The organism is Pseudomonas sp. B23(2017) (assembly GCF_002113725.1).
GTDB lineage: Bacteria > Pseudomonadota > Gammaproteobacteria > Pseudomonadales > Pseudomonadaceae > Aquipseudomonas > Aquipseudomonas putida_Z.
The window spans coordinates 36,381-51,229 of the sequence record NZ_NEJM01000023.1; the positions used below are offsets into that span (position 1 = coordinate 36,381).

General features: G+C 63.3%; 12 protein-coding genes. All 12 read right to left on the bottom strand.

The window, feature by feature from the left end; translation table 11 throughout:
- Positions 1-131: 131 nt before the first annotated feature.
- Complete coding sequence (gene kdsA, locus CAG46_RS26175; RefSeq protein ID WP_025337985.1) at positions 132-977, bottom strand: 3-deoxy-8-phosphooctulonate synthase; 846 nt, start codon at positions 975-977, stop codon at positions 132-134.
- 3 nt (positions 978-980) lie between these two features.
- Positions 981-2,609 carry a CTP synthase gene (locus CAG46_RS26180; RefSeq protein ID WP_025337984.1) on the bottom strand — a complete coding sequence of 543 codons (1,629 nt, stop codon included), beginning with the start codon at positions 2,607-2,609 and terminating at the stop codon, positions 981-983.
- 269 nt (positions 2,610-2,878) lie between these two features.
- Entirely contained in the window at positions 2,879-4,162 is a 1,284-nt protein-coding gene (tilS, locus tag CAG46_RS26185) for a tRNA lysidine(34) synthetase TilS (RefSeq protein WP_085619278.1), read from the bottom strand.
- Positions 4,163-4,303: 141 nt separating this feature from the next.
- The gene (gene accA / locus CAG46_RS26190) at positions 4,304-5,251 is read right to left on the bottom strand and encodes an acetyl-CoA carboxylase carboxyl transferase subunit alpha (protein WP_015269200.1); all 948 of its coding nucleotides are present in this window, start codon (positions 5,249-5,251) and stop codon (positions 4,304-4,306) included.
- Positions 5,252-5,357: 106 nt separating this feature from the next.
- The gene (gene dnaE, locus CAG46_RS26195; RefSeq protein ID WP_085619280.1) at positions 5,358-8,882 is read right to left on the bottom strand and encodes a DNA polymerase III subunit alpha; all 3,525 of its coding nucleotides are present in this window, start codon (positions 8,880-8,882) and stop codon (positions 5,358-5,360) included.
- A gap of 187 nt (positions 8,883-9,069) precedes the next feature.
- Entirely contained in the window at positions 9,070-9,693 is a 624-nt protein-coding gene (rnhB, locus tag CAG46_RS26200; RefSeq protein ID WP_013971261.1) for a ribonuclease HII, read from the bottom strand.
- Position 9,694: 1 nt separating this feature from the next.
- Positions 9,695-10,822, bottom strand: a complete 1,128-nt coding sequence (gene lpxB, locus CAG46_RS26205) for a lipid-A-disaccharide synthase (protein ID WP_085619283.1) — start codon at positions 10,820-10,822, stop codon at positions 9,695-9,697.
- Between the two features lies 1 nt (position 10,823).
- Positions 10,824-11,600 (bottom strand): acyl-ACP--UDP-N-acetylglucosamine O-acyltransferase, encoded by a 777-nt coding sequence (gene lpxA, locus CAG46_RS26210; RefSeq protein ID WP_085619285.1) that lies wholly within the window; start codon positions 11,598-11,600, stop codon positions 10,824-10,826.
- Positions 11,597-12,037 (bottom strand): 3-hydroxyacyl-ACP dehydratase FabZ, encoded by a 441-nt coding sequence (gene fabZ / locus CAG46_RS26215; RefSeq protein WP_004375427.1) that lies wholly within the window; start codon positions 12,035-12,037, stop codon positions 11,597-11,599. The genes lpxA and fabZ overlap by 4 nt, the downstream gene beginning before the upstream one ends.
- 114 nt (positions 12,038-12,151) lie before the next feature.
- Positions 12,152-13,207 carry a UDP-3-O-(3-hydroxymyristoyl)glucosamine N-acyltransferase gene (gene lpxD, locus CAG46_RS26220; protein WP_013971258.1) on the bottom strand — a complete coding sequence of 352 codons (1,056 nt, stop codon included), beginning with the start codon at positions 13,205-13,207 and terminating at the stop codon, positions 12,152-12,154.
- A gap of 1 nt (position 13,208) precedes the next feature.
- Positions 13,209-13,712, bottom strand: a complete 504-nt coding sequence (locus CAG46_RS26225) for an OmpH family outer membrane protein (RefSeq protein WP_015269197.1) — start codon at positions 13,710-13,712, stop codon at positions 13,209-13,211.
- Between the two features lie 44 nt (positions 13,713-13,756).
- Positions 13,757-14,849 (bottom strand): outer membrane protein assembly factor BamA (gene bamA / locus CAG46_RS26230; RefSeq protein ID WP_085619287.1); only part of this gene is annotated, 1,093 nt, incomplete at its 5' end.

A 14,849-nucleotide genomic window follows, 5' to 3' on the forward strand; every position in this document is an offset into this window, starting at 1 on the left:
ACGAAAACAACTTAGCTTAGGAAATTCTTGCCGTTCACCGGGCGGACTTGCAGTGGGCAGGCCGGGTGAAGGGAACCCCTGACCGACTGGTCAGGGGTGGATCGGACGGTACTTTACCCGAGAATCGAGCTTTACGCGGTTTCTACCGTCGGAAAACTTTTCACCAGGTCGTCCAGTTGCTTGAGCTGGGCCAGGAACGGCTCCAGTTTGTCCAGGCGCAGGGCGCATGGGCCATCGCACTTGGCGTTGTCCGGATCGGGGTGGGCTTCGAGGAACAGCCCGGCCAGGCCCTGGCTCATGCCGGCCTTGGCCAGGTCGGTGACCTGGGCGCGGCGACCACCGGCGGAATCGGCGCGACCACCCGGCATCTGCAGGGCGTGGGTCACGTCGAAGAACACCGGGTACTCGAACTGCTTCATGATGCCGAAGCCGAGCATGTCCACCACCAGGTTGTTGTAGCCGAAGCTCGAACCACGCTCGCAGAGGATCAACTGGTCGTTACCGGCCTCCTCGCACTTGGTCAGGATGTGCTTCATTTCCTGGGGTGCGAGGAACTGGGCCTTCTTGATGTTGATCACCGCGCCGGTCTTGGCCATGGCCACCACCAGGTCGGTCTGCCGCGACAGGAAGGCCGGCAGCTGGATGATGTCGCACACCTTGGCTACAGGCTCGGCCTGGTAAGGCTCGTGCACGTCGGTGATGACCGGCACGTTGAAGGTGCGCTTGATCTCTTCGAAGATCTTCAGCCCCTCTTCCATGCCCGGGCCACGGTACGAGGTTACCGACGAACGGTTGGCCTTGTCGAAACTGGCCTTGAACACGTACGGGATACCGAGCTTCTCGGTCACCCGCACGTACTCCTCGCAGACCTTCATTGCCAGGTCACGGGACTCCAGGACGTTCATGCCGCCGAACAGGACGAACGGCTTGTCGTTGGCGATCTCGATGTTACCGACGCGAATGATCTTCTGGGTCATTGATCAGGCCTTGTTCTTCTGAGCCAGGGCTGCCTTGACGAAGCCGCTGAACAGCGGGTGGCCGTCACGCGGGGTCGAGGTGAATTCCGGGTGGAACTGGCAGGCGACGAACCATGGGTGGTCCTTGGACTCGACCACTTCCACCAGCGCACCGTCTTCGGAACGGCCGGAAACCACCAGGCCGGCGTCGACCAGTTGTGGCAGCAGGTTGTTGTTCACTTCGTAGCGGTGACGGTGACGCTCGGTGATCACGTCCTTGCCGTAGCAGTCGTGCACCTTGGAGCCGGCGGCCAGCTGGCAGTCCTGTGCACCCAGGCGCATGGTGCCACCCAGGTCGGAGGCTTCGCTGCGGGTTTCGACGGCACCGGTGGCATCGGCCCACTCGGTGATCAGGCCGACTACCGGGTGGCCGCTGTTGCGGTCGAACTCGGTGGAGTTGGCGTCTTTCCAGCCCATCACGTTACGGGCGAATTCGATCACGGCCACCTGCATGCCCAGGCAGATACCCAGGTACGGCACCTTGTTCTCACGGGCGTATTGCACCGCGGTGATCTTGCCTTCCACGCCGCGCAGGCCGAAACCGCCCGGTACCAGAATGGCATCGGCGCCTTCGAGCAGGCTGGTGCCCTGGTTCTCGATGTCTTCCGAGTCGATGTAGCGCAGGTTGACCTTGGTGCGGTTGGTGATGCCGGCGTGGCTCATCGCTTCGATCAGCGACTTGTACGCATCCAGCAGCTCCATGTACTTGCCGACCATGGCGATGGTCACTTCGTGCTCGGGGTTGAGCTTGGCATCGACTACCTTGTCCCACTCGGACAGGTCGGCGCCATTGCACTGCAGGCCGAAGCGCTCGACGACGAAGTCGTCCAGGCCCTGTGCGTGCAGCACGCCCGGGATCTTGTAGATGGTGTCGACGTCTTCCAGCGAAATCACCGCACGCTCTTCAACGTTGGTGAACAGCGCGATCTTGCGACGCGACGAGGCATCGACCGGGTGGTCGGAGCGGCAGATCAGCACGTCAGGCTGCAGGCCGATGGAGCGCAGCTCCTTGACCGAGTGCTGGGTCGGCTTGGTCTTGGTCTCGCCAGCGGTGGCGATGTACGGGACCAGGGTCAGGTGCATCAGCATGGCGCGCTTGGAGCCCACTTCGACGCGCAGCTGGCGGATGGCCTCGAGGAACGGCTGCGACTCGATGTCACCCACGGTACCGCCGATTTCCACCAGGGCCACGTCGGCATCGCCGGCGCCCTTGATGATGCGACGCTTGATTTCGTCGGTGATGTGCGGGATGACCTGGATGGTCGCGCCCAGATAGTCACCACGACGTTCCTTGCGCAGTACGTGCTCGTAGATGCGGCCGGTGGTGAAGTTGTTGTTCTGGGTCATGGTGGTGCGGATGAACCGCTCGTAGTGGCCCAGGTCGAGGTCGGTCTCGGCGCCATCGTGGGTGACGAACACTTCACCGTGCTGGAACGGGCTCATGGTGCCCGGATCGACGTTGATGTACGGATCCAGCTTGAGCATGGTGACCTTCAGGCCCCGCGCTTCCAGGATGGCCGCCAGGGAAGCCGAGGCAATGCCTTTCCCCAATGAAGAAACAACACCGCCCGTGACGAATATGTAGCGCGTCATGAAAAACCCTAGAAGTCTGCGTTAAGGCGGCCAGCGCCGCCGGAGAAAGCGAAGGAAGGCCGAAGCCCCCGATCACCTGCGTCAATCACAGTGCATCTCGAAAAACTGCCGCGTCTGTACAGACCAGGGGTATCCCCGGCATGGAGCTCGCTCGTCATTTCCAGAATCAGCCCAGCAAAAAACTGCTTGGTAATCGGCAACTCCTGTGTTTTCGCGGAACCCACAGAAGCTGTATCAAGAAGGGAGGGTAGTCTACCCGAATGTACCCTTCAGCTCAAACCTTGCGCGTTCGTCGGCAACTGCCAGGACAGCTGGCAATCAGCCTGCACCAGCCCGGGCAGGTTGGCCACCGCCAGCAGGCGCTCGCCCTGGTACAGCAGTGGCAGGCGCGGGCGCAGGAAAAGCGGCACCTGCAACTCGTTGAGCAGGCGCTTGAGGTCGCGTCGGCCGCGGCCGGGGAGGTCCAGCACTTCACCGCCCTGACGGTAGGCAACGCGCAAGCCGTGCAGCGGCGCTGCGCCAACAAGACGCACACTGCCGTTACCCGGCAACGGCAAAGGCTTGGCGGGATCGGCCCAGGCCAGTTCGCCGACGGGCAGCTGCAGCCAGTCACCGCTCAACCACCAGATGCGCCCATGACTGCGCAGCAGTTGCCCATCGGCAAGTTGCCAGGCGGGCTGGGCATCGGCGGCGGCATCGCGCAGGTCGGCCCAGCCGGCCCAGTGCCGGGTGTCGGGCAGGCGGGTACGGCGGCTCAGCCAGTATTGCAGGGCATTGCGCTGACGGGCCGGCGACAGCGCCACCAGAGTAGCCAGGTCGAGGGAGTCCAGCCCCGGCCAAGCCACCGGCGCGCCCTCCCCGGCGAGCGCCAGGTCGTCTTGGGCCAGCTCGTCCAGCAGGCCTTGGGCTTCGCCCAGGTGCTCGGCGGCGCGAGCCAGGTTCTGGCTGGCCTGCGGCCAACGTTGCTGAAGCAGCGGAAACACTTCGCTGCGCAGGTAGTTGCGGGCAAATTGTGTGTCAGCGTTTGACGGATCTTCGATCCAGGCCAGCCCATTGGCCTGGGCATGGTCCTGCAGTTGCTGACGGGAACAGCCCAGCAATGGCCTGACCAGGCTGCCCTGCCCTAGCGCCCGCTGCCCCGGCATTGCAGCCAGGCCACGCAGGCCTGCGCCGCGCAGCAGGCGGAACAGCAGGGTTTCGGCCTGGTCATCGCGGTGCTGGCCGGTGAACAGGATGTCGCCTGGGCCGAGGGCTTGCCTGAAGGCAGCATAGCGGGCGTCGCGGGCGGCCTGTTCGAGGCTGGCGCCAGAGGTGACCTGGACGTGGATGACCTGGAGTTCGATGCCGAGATTGTCGCAGACGGTTTGGCAGTGGGCGGGCCAGGCATCGGCGGCGGCTTGCAGGCCGTGGTGGACGTGGATGGCGCGCAGTGGAGGGGATGCGTGATTGCGGGCGTAGTCGGCCAGCAGGTGCAGGAGAACGGTGGAATCGAGGCCGCCGGAGAAGGCGATGTACCAGGTGGGGGCGTTGAGCCAAGGTGTGAGGTTGATCATCGAACCCGCACTCAATTCGAGAATGCATTCGCGGGTGAACCCGCTCCCACAGGGATCGCGCCGTTTCAGAGGGCTGCGCAATACCTGTGGGAGCGGGTTCACCCGCGAACACCGGCGAAGCCGGTGCCATTCATCTCACTATCAGAGACCGTAGCTCATCAGGCGATCGTAACGGCGGGCCAGCAGCGCGTCATGGTCGAGCTTGCCGAGCATGTCCAGCTGCTGTACCAGGTCGGCACGGATGCTTTCCGACATCTTCGCCGGGTCACGGTGGGCGCCGCCCAGCGGCTCCTGGATGACCTTGTCGACGATGTTCAGGCTCTTCAGGCGCTCGGCAGTGATGCCCATGGCCTCGGCTGCGTCGGCTGCCTTGTCGGCAGTCTTCCACAGGATCGAGGCACAGCCTTCCGGCGAGATCACCGAGTAGGTGGAGTACTGCAGCATGTTCAACTGGTCGCACACGCCGATGGCCAGCGCACCGCCGGAACCACCCTCGCCGATCACGGTGGCGATGATCGGGGTTTTCAGGCGCGCCATCACGCGCAGGTTCCAGGCGATGGCCTCGCTCTGGTTGCGCTCTTCGGCGTCGATGCCCGGGTAGGCGCCCGGGGTGTCGATGAACGTCAGGATCGGCATCTTGAAGCGCTCGGCCATTTCCATCAGGCGGCAGGCCTTGCGGTAGCCTTCAGGGCGCGGCATGCCGAAGTTGCGGCGTACCTTCTCGCGCACTTCACGGCCCTTCTGGTGGCCGATGACCATGACCGGCTTGCCGTCCAGGCGCGCGGTACCACCGACGATGGCAGCGTCGTCGGAGAAGTGGCGGTCGCCGTGCAGCTCTTCGAACTCGGTGAAGATGTGCTCCAGGTAGTCCAGGGTGTAAGGACGACGCGGATGACGGGCCAGGCGGGCGATCTGCCAGCTGGTCAGGTTGCCGAAGATGCTTTCGGTCAGGGTGTTGCTCTTGTCTTGCAGACGGGCAATTTCATCGCTGATGTTCAGCGAGTTGTCGTTGCCTACCAGGCGCAGGCCTTCGATCTTGGCTTGCAGGTCGGCAATCGGCTGTTCGAAATCGAGAAAATTCGGGTTCATAGTCATCCGTCTTGGGTCTACGGCCAGGCGGCCGGCCGGTTGATCCGTTTGGCGCCCTACCTTAAGGGATCAGGCGCATTCAGGTCGAGATTAAATTTTTGTCGGTTCAACGATATTGCAGGAAGACGTTCTCACGCCCGAACTGGTCACGCAGCGCCTGAATCAGCCCATCGGCCGGGTCGATCGCCCACTGCTCGCCGAACTGCAGCATGGCCTTGGCGTCGCTGCCGGTGTACTCGAGGGTGATCGGGCAAGCGCCGCGATGGCGGGTAATCAGCTCGCCCAGCCACTTCAGCCGGTCGCCCTTTAGCGCTTCGTGTGCCACCTTCAGGCGCAGGCTCTCGGCCAGCTTGGTGCGCGCATCCTCCATGGTCATCACCTGCTTCACCCGCAGGCGCAGGCCACCGGAGAAATCGTCGTTGCTGACCTCGCCTTCGACCACCACCATGGCATCGGTCTGCAGCAAGGACTGTGCCGCCATGAAGGCATCGGCAAACAGCGACGCCTCGATGCGCCCGGAGCGGTCATCCAGGGTGACGAAGCCCATCTTGTCGCCCTTCTTGTTCTTCATCACCCGCAGGGCAATGATCATGCCGGCGATGGTCTGGGTTTCGCGTGACGGCTTGAGGTCGATGATGCGCTGGCGGGCGAAGCGGCGGATCTCGGTCTCGTACTCGTCGATCGGGTGGCCGGTGAGGTACAGGCCGAGGGTGTCCTTCTCGCCCTTCAGGCGTTCCTTGAGGGTCAGTTCGCGCACCTTGCGGTGGTTGGCGTAGACGTCGGCATTCGCCTCTTCGAACATGCCGCCGAACAGGTCGACGTGGCCACTGTCGGCGGTGTGGGCGGCCTGCTCGGCAGCCTTGATGGCCTCGCCCAGCGCCGAGAGCAAGGTTGCACGGTTGATGTCGATGTTGGCGTGGTAGGCCTTGATCTCGTCATGGAAGTGCGGGCCCAGGCGGTCCAGCGCGCCACTGCGGATCAGCGCGTCGAGGGTACGCTTGTTGACCCGCTTGAGGTCGATGCGCTCACAGAAATCGAACAGGTCCTTGAACGGGCCACCCTGGGCGCGGGCCTCGACGATCGCCTCCACCGGGCCTTCGCCGACGCCCTTGATGGCGCCCAGGCCGTAGACGATGCGCCCGTCATTGTTGACGGTGAACTTGAAGTCGGAGAAGTTCACGTCCGGCGCGTCGAGGCGCAGCTTCATGCTGCGCACCTCCTCGACCAGCACCACGACCTTGTCGGTGTTGTGCATATCCGCCGACAACACCGCGGCCATGAATGGCGCCGGGTAGTGGGTTTTCAGCCAGGCGGTCTGGTACGACACCAGGCCATAGGCGGCGGAGTGGGATTTGTTGAAGCCGTAGCCGGCGAACTTCTCTACCAGGTCGAAAATGTTACCCGCAAGATCCGCATCGATATTGTTGGCCACGCAGCCTTCGATGAAACCACCGCGCTGCTTGGCCATTTCCTCGGGCTTTTTCTTACCCATCGCACGGCGCAGCATGTCGGCGCCGCCGAGGGTATAGCCAGCCATGACCTGGGCGATCTGCATCACCTGCTCCTGGTACAGGATGATGCCGTAGGTCGGTGCCAGTACCGGTTTCAGGCCCTCGTACTGGTAGTCGGAGTGCGGGTAAGCCAGCTCGGCGCGACCGTGCTTGCGGTTGATGAAGTCGTCCACCATGCCCGATTGCAGCGGGCCCGGGCGGAACAGTGCCACCAGTGCGATCAGGTCTTCCAGGCAGTCGGGCTTGAGCTTCTTGATCAGCTCCTTCATGCCACGCGATTCAAGCTGGAACACCGCCGTGGTTTCGGCCTTCTGCAACAACTCGTAGGTCTTGCGGTCGTCCAGCGGGATGAAGTCGATGTTGACGTCAGGCAGGTTCTTCTTGGCCTGCTCGCGGTTGATGATCTCCATCGCCCACTTGATGATGGTCAGGGTCCGCAGGCCGAGGAAGTCGAACTTCACCAGGCCGGCAGCCTCGACGTCATCCTTGTCGAACTGGGTTACCAGGCCGCCGCCCTCTTCGTCACAGGCGATCGGCGAGAAGTCGGTGAGCTTGGTCGGGGCGATGACCACACCACCGGCGTGCTTGCCGGTACCGCGCGTCACGCCCTCGAGCTTCAGGGCCATGTCCCAGATCTCGCGGGCGTCTTCGTCGCCCTTGAGGAAATCACGCAGGATCTCTTCCTGCTCGTAGGCCTTCTCCAGGGTCATGCCCACTTCGAAGGGGATCATCTTCGACAGGCGGTCGGCCAGGCCGTAGGACTTGCCCTGTACCCGCGCCACGTCTCGCACCACCGCCTTCGCCGCCATGGTACCGAAGGTGATGATCTGGCTGACCGCGTTGCGGCCATAGGCTTCGGCCACGTAGTCGATCACCCGGTCACGGCCATCCATGCAGAAGTCGACGTCGAAGTCGGGCATGGAAATACGTTCAGGGTTGAGGAAGCGCTCGAACAGCAGGTCGTAGGCCAGCGGATCGAGGTCGGTGATCTTCAGCACGTACGCCACCAGCGAGCCGGCACCCGATCCTCGGCCCGGGCCAACCGGTACGTCGTTGTTCTTGGCCCACTTGATGAAGTCCATGACGATCAGGAAGTAACCGGGGAAGCCCATCTGGATGATGATGTCCAGTTCGAACTTCAGGCGGTCCAGGTAGACCTGGCGCTTCTCTTCGTAATTGGGTGTGGTCTCTTTCGGCCACAGCACCGCCAGGCGCTCTTCCAGGCCTTCGTGGGACACATGCCGCAGGTAGTCATCGATGCCCATGCCGTTGGGCGTGGGGAAGTCGGGCAGGAAGTACTTGCCCAGCTGCACCTGGATGTTGCAGCGCTTGGCGATCTCGACAGTGTTGGCGATGGCGTCGGGCAGGTCGCTGAACAGCTCGGCCATTTCCTCGGCCGACTTCAGGTACTGCTGGTCGCTGTACATCCTTGGCCGACGCGGGTCGTCGAGGGTCCACCCCTCACCGATGCACACGCGGGTTTCGTGGGCATCGAAGTCCGATTGCTTGATGAAACGCACGTCGTTGGTTGCGACCAGCGGAGCGCCGAACTTGTCGGCCAACGCCACGGCGGCGTGCACGTACTCTTCGTCACGGGCACGGTTGGTACGCTGCACTTCGACGTAGAAGCGCTCGGGGAACATGCCCATCCAGTCTTGCAGCAGGGCCTCGGCTTCATCGTCCTTGCCGGCCAGCAAGGCCATGCCGATATCGCCTTCCTTGCCTGCGGAAAGGGCGATCAGGCCCTCGCTGGCGGGGGCGATCCATTCACGCTGGAGGATGACCAGGCCGTTACGCTGGCCGTCGGTCCAGCCGCGCGAGATCAGCTCGGTGAGATTGCGGTAGCCCTTGGGGTTCATGGCCAGGAGGCAGATACGCGACAGCGGTGCTTCCGGGTCGGCAGCGGCCAGCCACAGGTCGGCGCCGCAGATCGGCTTGATGCCGGCGCCCATGGCAGTCTTGTAGAACTTTACCAGCGAGCACATGTTGCTCTGGTCGGTGATCGCCACCGCCGGCATGTTCATCCCGGCCAGCGCCTTGGCCAGCGGCTTGATCCGCACCAGGCCGTCGACCAGCGAGAATTCGGAGTGGACGCGCAGGTGAACGAAGGGAACCGACATGGAAGATCCTGTAGCAGTGCTGAACGACAAGGGCGGGATTGTAGCCTAAATGGGGATGTTTTTTGGGGCTGCTTCGCAGCCCTTCGCGGGCACGCCCGCTCCCACAGGGATATCATCGCCCTCGGGAACGGCGCCATACCTGTGGGAGCGGGCGTGCCCGCGAAGGGCCGCAAAGCGGCCCCTTACGTCAGATCAGAGAATCGGTGACGCCTTCACGTGCATCCCACGCGGCCCGCACCGGGGCAAAGGAACGCCGATGAATGGGTGTAGGCCCCAAGCGTGCCAGTGCCTCGAGGTGCACCGGGGTCGGGTAGCCCTTGTGCCCGCCAATGCCATAACCCGGGTAGATCAGCTCGAATGCGCTCATCTCCCGGTCGCGGGTCACCTTGGCCAGGATCGACGCCGCCGCGATGGCCGGCACCTGGCTGTCGCCCTTGACTACCGGCGACGCCGGTACGGCCAGTTTCGGGCAGCGGTTGCCGTCGATCAGGGCCAGCTTCGGTGTAATGTGCAGGCCTTCCACGGCGCGCTGCATGGCCAGCATGGTCGCATGCAGGATGTTCAGGCGGTCGATTTCCTCGACCTCGGCGCGGGCGATGCAGAAGCTCAGGGCCTTTTCGCAGATCTCGTCGAACAGCGCCTCGCGCTTGGCTTCGGTGAGTTTCTTGGAATCGTTCAGGCCGAGGATCGGGCGCGCCGGGTCGAGGATCACCGCCGCGGTCACCACCGCGCCGCACAGCGGGCCACGGCCCACTTCGTCGACGCCGGCGACCAGGTCTTCGACCAGGTTGAAGTCCAGTCCAATTTGCATGTCAGCGGTCCTTGAGCAAGGCCAGTACCGCCTCGGCCGCCTGGTTGGAGGCGTCACGGCGCAGGGTGCGGTGAATTTCGTCGAAACTTTCGGTCTGCTGGCTGCCATCGGCCACCAGCGGCGCCAGGGTGTTGGCCAGGGCTTCGCTGGTGGCGTCGTCCTGCAGCAACTCGGGTACCAGCGCCCGCTGGGCCAGCAGGTTCGGCAACGACACGTAGGGGCTCTTTACCAGGCGCTTGAGGATCCAGTAGGTCAGGGGCGCCAGACGATAGGCCACTACCATCGGTCGTTTGTACAGCAGTGCTTCGAGGGTGGCGGTACCCGAGGCGATCAGCACCGCGTCACAGGCCGCCAGGGCCTGGTGCGACTGGCCATCGAGCAGGGTCAGCGGCAGCTGGCGCCCTTCGAGCATCTGCTCGACCTGGACGCGACGCGCGGCATTGGCGCAAGGCAGCACGAAACGCACGCCCGGTACCTGCTGGCGCAGCCGTTCGGCAGCATCCAGGAACAGTGCGCCCAGGCGCCCTACTTCGCCGCCCCGGCTGCCCGGCATCAACGCGACTACCGGCCCTTCGCCCAGGCCCAGCGCGGCACGTGCGGCAGGGCGGTCGGCTTCGAGCGGGATGGTGTCGGCCAACGGGTGGCCGACGAAGCGCACCGGTACGCCCTGCTCTTCATAGAACCGCGCCTCGAATGGCAACAGCGTCAGCATCAGGTCGCAGCCTTCGCGAATCTTCAGCACACGCTTCTGCCGCCAGGCCCAGACCGACGGGCTGACGTAGTGCACGGTCTTGATCCCGGCCTGACGCAGTTTCAGTTCGATGTTGAGGGTGAAGTCGGGGGCATCGATGCCGATGAACACATCGGGCTTTTCGCCGATCAGGGTCTCGATCAGCAGCTTGCGGCGCTTGAGCAGCTCGCGCAGGCGCCCCAGCACTTCGACCAGGCCCATGACGGCCAGGCGTTCCATGGGGAAATAGGATTGCAGGCCTTCAGCTTCCATCAAGGGGCCGCCAACGCCGATGAACCGTACGTCGGGGTGGCGTGCCTTGATGGCACGCATCAAGCCGGAACCGAGAATGTCGCCGCTGGCCTCACCTGCGACCAAGGCTACGCAAAGCTGGGCCATGTCAGCGGGTGATGCCGCGGGCGGAGTTCACGATCGACTGACGGAACAGATCGACCTCAGGGTGCGTCGCAGCCAGTTCGTCCAGCTCCTTGAGCGCGTCTTCGACGGTCAGGCCCTGGCGATAGACGATCTTGTAGCAACGGCGCAGCACATGGATCACCTCGTCGCTGAAACCCCGGCGGCGCATGCCTTCGAAGTTCATGCTGCGGGCTTCGGCCGGGCTGCCGAACACGGTGACGAAGGCCGGGACATCCTTGCCGATCGCCGTGCCCATGCCGGAAAACGCGTGGGCACCGATATGGCAGTACTGGTGCACCAGGGTGTAGCCGGACAGGATCGCCCAGTCACCCACGTGCACATGGCCGGCCAGGGCCGTGTTGTTGACCAGGATGCAGTGGTTGCCGATGACGCTGTCGTGGCCGATGTGGGCATAGGCCATGATCAGGTTGTGGTCGCCCACGGTGGTTTCCGCACGGTCCTGGACGGTGCCGCGGTGAATGGTCACCCCTTCGCGGATCACATTGTGATCGCCGATCACCAGGCGCGTCGGCTCACCCTTGTACTTGAGGTCCGGGGTGTCTTCGCCGATCGAGGAAAACTGAAAGATACGGTTGTGCTTGCCGATGCGGGTCGGCCCTTTGAGCACAACATGCGGGCCGATAACGGTGCCCTCCCCGATTTCCACATCGGGGCCAACGATCGACCAGGGGCCGACCTCGACACCATCGGCCAGCTTGGCCGACGGGTCGATAATGGCCCGAGGATCAATCGAATTCATAGGGAGCGTTCCGCGCAGGTGATTTCTGCCGAGCAGACCGGCTTGCCGTCGACCAGGGCGCGGCACTCGAATTTCCAGATCATGCTCTTGCGGCTGAGGAACTTGGCTTCCAGCACCAACTGGTCACCCGGCAGTACCGGCTGACGGAAACGCAGCTTGTCGGAGCCGACGAAGTAGTACAGGGTGCCATCGGCCGGCTTGGCGTCGAGCATCTTGAAACCGAGGATACCCGCGGCCTGTGCCATGGCTTCGATGATCAGGACGCCCGGCATGATCGGGTGAGCCGGGAAATGGCCGTTGAAGAACGGCTCGTTGATGCTGACATTCTTGTAGGCACGAATGCTCTGGGCCTCGTAGTCCAGCTCCGTCACGCGGTCCACCAGCAGGAACGGGTAACGGTGAGGCAGGTATTCGCGAATCTCGTTGATGTCCATCATTTCGGGGGGGAAGCCTGTAATAAGAATAGGGAGCGCAGGTGCTGACCACACGCTCCTTTTGCAGTCCAAAGAGGAGCCAGCTAGCGACTGTTCACTCTTGCTCAGGGAATGGTATCAGCCTTCTGATGTCGGCTGGCCACCTGAGGTCACGGTATCGACGCGTTTTTCCAGCTGCTGGAGACGCTTGGCCATGTCGTCCAGGTGGCGGATACGCGCGGCGCTCTTGCGCCATTCAGCCAGTGGCTGCATGGCAGTGCCGGAAGAATAGGCACCCGGTTCGGTGATCGAACGGGTCACCATGGTCATCCCGGACACGAAAACGTTATCACAGACATCGATATGACCCACCATGCCGACACCTCCGGCAATGGTGCAATGCTTGCCGATGCGCGTGCTGCCGGAAATTCCGACGCAGGCGGCCATGGCCGTGTGCTCACCGATCTGCACGTTGTGGGCGATCTGGATCTGGTTGTCGAGCTTGACCCCATCAGCGATCCGCGTATCCGACAGCGCGCCACGATCGACTGCGGTGTTGACACCGATTTCCACGTCGTCGCCGATGGTCACGCCACCGATCTGGGCGATCTTGCGCCACACGCCCTTCTCGTTGGCAAAGCCGAAGCCTTCACCGCCGATCACCGCACCCGACTGGATGACCACACGCTTGCCGATGGTCACATCATGGTACAGGGTGACCCGTGGGGCCAGCCAGCCGCCCTCTCCGATCACGCAACGGGCACCGACCACGCAGTGTGCACCCACACTGACATTGGCCGCGATGCGCGCACCGCTTTCGATGACCGCGAACGGCCCGATGCTGGCACTGGCGTCCACCTGCGCGTCCTCGGCCACCACGGCGCTGGGATGAATACCCGCCACAGCCTTGGGTTTGGGGTCGAACAGGTGGGAAATGCGCGCGTAGGCCAGGTACGGATCGGCGACGATCAGCGCATTGCCGGCAAAGCCTTCGGCGTCCGCCGCCTTGAGCAGCACCGCGGCCGCCTGGCTGCTATCCAGGAATTTGCGGTACTGCGGGTTGGCGAGGAAGCTCAACTGACCTGGGCCAGCCTCCTGCAAGGTGGCCAGCCCGGTAATCTGCAGCGCCTCGGGCCCCTTGAGGGTGGCGCCGAGGGCCTCGGCCAACTGGCCTAGCGTCATGGTCACGGTCATATCAACGGGCTTGGTTCATGCGCTCGATGACCTGGCGGGTGATGTCGTACTGAGGCTTGACATCGATGACCGCGCCACGCTCGAGGACCAGGTCGTAACCGCCTTTCTTGATCACTTCCTCGACAGCGCCATCCAGCTTCGGCTTCAGCTGCTTGAGCATGTCGCGGTCAGCAACGGCCTTGGCTTCGTTCAGTTCCTTGGACTGGAACTGGAAGTCACGGGCCTTCTGCTTGAACTCGAGCTCCAGGCGCTCGCGCTCCTGCTGCTGCATCTTGTCGCCGCCCTTGATCAGACGGTCCTGGATGCCCTTGGCGCTGCTTTCCAGGCTTTTCAGCTTGGTCAGTTGCGGGCCGAACTTCTTCTCGGCATCCACCGCGTATTTCTTGGCGGCATCCGACTCCAGCAGGGCCATCTGATAGTTCAGGACGGCAACCTTCATTTCGGCGAAAGCCGGGGTGGCGACCAGCGCCGCGGCCACTACGGCCAGTTGGGTCAACTTACGCACGATGCACTCCTGGATAAACCGTTGTCATTAAGCGAGGGCCGACCTCAGAAGGTCTGGCCCAGAGAGAATTGGAACACCTGGGTGTCGGCATCGTCCGGCTTCTTGACCGGCATTGCCAGGCTGAAGCTCAGCGGGCCCAGTGCGGTGATCCAGGTCACGCCCAGGCCGACCGAACTGGCCATGCCCGAGAAACCGACCTTCTCGCAATCCGGCTGGTTGCCGCAATTGGTGTCGAACACGTTACCCACGTCCCAGAACACGGAGGTGCGCAGCGAACGCTGGTCCTTGACGAACGGCAGCGGGAACAGCAGCTCGACACCACCTTGTACCAGCACGTTGCCACCAAACGGCAATGGATCCTGGTCCGGGTCGGCGAGGGTGCCTTCGTTGCCAGTCACTGCTGCACCACGGCTCGGCGTGCTGCGTGGGCCCAGGCTGCTGTCCTTGAAGCCACGGACGGAGTTGAAGCCACCCGCGAAGTAGTTCTCGTAGAACGGCAGGCCCGAGGTGCTGCCATAACCGTCACCATAACCCAGCTCGGTGTGCAGGCGCAGGGTGTAGTCGTTGGTGATCGGCTTGAACAGCTGGCCGCGGTAGTCGAGCTTGAAGAACGACAGGTCGCTGCCCGGAATGGTGGATTCCAGGGTCAGGCTCTGGGAGTGACCACGGGTTGCCAGCACACCTTTGTTCAGGGTCGACTCGGACCAGCCGATCGAGGCCTTGAAGTTCAGGAAGTTATCGCCTTCCTGCTCCAGGAAGTCGAAGATCTCATCAACTGTATAACGGCCAGTCTTGATCTTGTCCTGCTGCACGCTCAGGCCATAGGTCAGGCGCGATGTCTCGCTGATCGGGTAACCGAGGCTGACGCCCGCACCGTAGCTGTCCACCGCGTAGCTGGCCACGTCGACGTCGAGGTCGTCGTAGTCGGTGCTGCGGTAGAAGGCGTTGTAGCCCAGGCTCACGCCATCGGCAGTGAAGTAGGGGTCAACGAAGCCGAAGTTGTAGCGGGTCTGGTATTCCGAACGGGTCAGGCCGATCGACACCTTGTTACCGGTACCGAGGAAGTTGCTCTGGCTGATCGAGCCACCGAGGATCAGGCCGGCGCTCTGGGCGAAACCGACGCTGGCGGTGATCGAG

Excerpts from the sequence above, each read along its gene's own strand:
- kdsA (WP_025337985.1), bottom strand. The coding sequence starts at position 977 with ATGACCCAGAAGATCATTCGCGTCGGTAACATCGAGATCGCCAACGAC.
- CAG46_RS26180 (WP_025337984.1), bottom strand. The coding sequence starts at position 2,609 with ATGACGCGCTACATATTCGTCACGGGCGGTGTTGTTTCTTCATTGGGG.
- rnhB (WP_013971261.1), bottom strand. The coding sequence starts at position 9,693 with ATGCAAATTGGACTGGACTTCAACCTGGTCGAAGACCTGGTCGCCGGC.
- lpxB (WP_085619283.1), bottom strand. The coding sequence starts at position 10,822 with ATGGCCCAGCTTTGCGTAGCCTTGGTCGCAGGTGAGGCCAGCGGCGAC.
- accA (WP_015269200.1), bottom strand. The coding sequence starts at position 5,251 with ATGAACCCGAATTTTCTCGATTTCGAACAGCCGATTGCCGACCTGCAA.
- lpxA (WP_085619285.1), bottom strand. The coding sequence starts at position 11,600 with ATGAATTCGATTGATCCTCGGGCCATTATCGACCCGTCGGCCAAGCTG.
- fabZ (WP_004375427.1), bottom strand. The coding sequence starts at position 12,037 with ATGATGGACATCAACGAGATTCGCGAATACCTGCCTCACCGTTACCCG.
- lpxD (WP_013971258.1), bottom strand. The coding sequence starts at position 13,207 with ATGACCGTGACCATGACGCTAGGCCAGTTGGCCGAGGCCCTCGGCGCC.
- tilS (WP_085619278.1), bottom strand. The coding sequence starts at position 4,162 with ATGATCAACCTCACACCTTGGCTCAACGCCCCCACCTGGTACATCGCC.
- dnaE (WP_085619280.1), bottom strand. The coding sequence starts at position 8,882 with ATGTCGGTTCCCTTCGTTCACCTGCGCGTCCACTCCGAATTCTCGCTG.